This is a genomic window from Chryseobacterium sp. JV558 (genome assembly GCF_033712365.1).
GTDB lineage: Bacteria > Bacteroidota > Bacteroidia > Flavobacteriales > Weeksellaceae > Chryseobacterium.
Genome location: NZ_WJHU01000021.1, coordinates 1 through 1566, shown reverse-complemented (window position 1 = coordinate 1566; position 1566 = coordinate 1). Strand labels below are relative to the sequence as shown.

The 1566-nt window shown below is 37.8% G+C and carries 1 pseudogene; it reads left to right on the top strand.

The window, feature by feature from the left end:
- Positions 1–84: 84 nt before the first annotated feature.
- A pseudogene (locus tag GFU89_RS23185) lies at positions 85–1439 on the top strand (IS3 family transposase).
- Positions 1440–1566 lie beyond the last annotated feature (127 nt).

The following is a 1566-nucleotide window of genomic DNA, read 5'->3' as shown; positions in this document are numbered from 1 at the left end:
TGTAAATCGTCAGCAAAAAGTGTACTGATTTAGGCTCTAACTTAAGGAGTGTTTCATAAGAGATTAATTTTTAAATTTGATATTATGAACACCAGGAAAAAACCAACTCCTGAAACCTACATTAAAGAGATCAGGAGAAAAACCAGAAGAATCTTCACTGCCGAGCAAAAGATCCTCATTGTAATGGAAGCCCTTCGTGCAGAAACTTCTGTAGCAGAGCTCTGCCGTAAGCATGGCATTCAGGAATCCACATTTTACAAATGGAACAAAGAATTTCTTGAGGCCGGTAAGAAACGTCTTTCTGGTGATGTAGTTCGTGAGGCTACTTCTGATGAAGTCAGCCAGCTTCGAGAAGAAAACAAGAAGCTAAAAGAAATGGTTGCAGATCTCGTTTTACGGTATGATATTGTAAAAAAAAGCTTGGACATGCTGGACTAACCCAGAAATATAGAAGATATATGAGGTTATCCGCCGGTGAAAAATTAGAGCTCATAGAACTCGTTACGCGCAGTGAAATAGGTGTTAATAAGACTTTGAGGGAACTCGGCATCCATAAGAGCACCTTTTACAATTGGTACAATCTGTATCTGAAAAAAGGATATGAAGGATTTTTTTCCTCCCCTTCTTTTAACAGAAAACAATGGAACAGCATTCCTGAGAAACAAAAAAACCTTGTGGTCGAGATCGCATTGGAGCATCCCGGACTTTCCAGCCGAGAACTGGCTTACAAAATTACCGATGAGCAGGGTATTTTTATTTCAGAATCAAGTGTGTACAGAATTTTGAAAAAGCGGGGTCTGATTACCGCTCCTTCTCATATCCTGCTCTCAGCTGCTGATGAATTTAAAGATAAAACCAATTTTGTACATGAGATGTGGCAAACAGATTTCACTTATTTTAAGATTATCGGTTGGGGCTGGTACTATCTAAGTACCGTTCTGGATGATTACAGCCGTTATATTGTTCATTGGGAGCTCTGTAGAAACATGAAAGTGAATGATGTAAAAAGAACGGTAGATTCAGCTGTAATAAAGTCAGGGCTTAAAAAAGGACAGGTTCCTAAACTTTTATCTGATAATGGCTCCTGCTACGTAGCTTCTGAATTGAAAGAGTATCTGCAGAAAAAGTATCAAATCAATCAACTTCATGGAAAACCTGCTCATCCGCAGACCCAGGGAAAGATCGAGCGGTACCACAGAACGATGAAAAATGTGGTAAAACTTCATTTTTATTACAGCCCTGAAGAATTGGAAAAAGCACTGGAGGAATTTGTAAACCGTTATAATAATCAGCGGTATCATGAGTCTCTGCAAAATCTAACTCCTGCTGATGTATATTTTGGAAGAAGCGATGAAATACTCCGGGAGCGCAGGAAAATAAAAGAGAAAACACTGCAACTCAGAAAACGGAATTACTTTAAAGAAAAAGTAAAACGCTAAAAAAGTTGTTCTGGAAAATTTTTGAGCCTCAAAGCTCAGAAAAATTTTATGGAAATCAACTTTTATTATAACTTTAAACTAACAAACACTCCCTAAGAGAAAGTCCATTTTCTTTTGAAGACATACA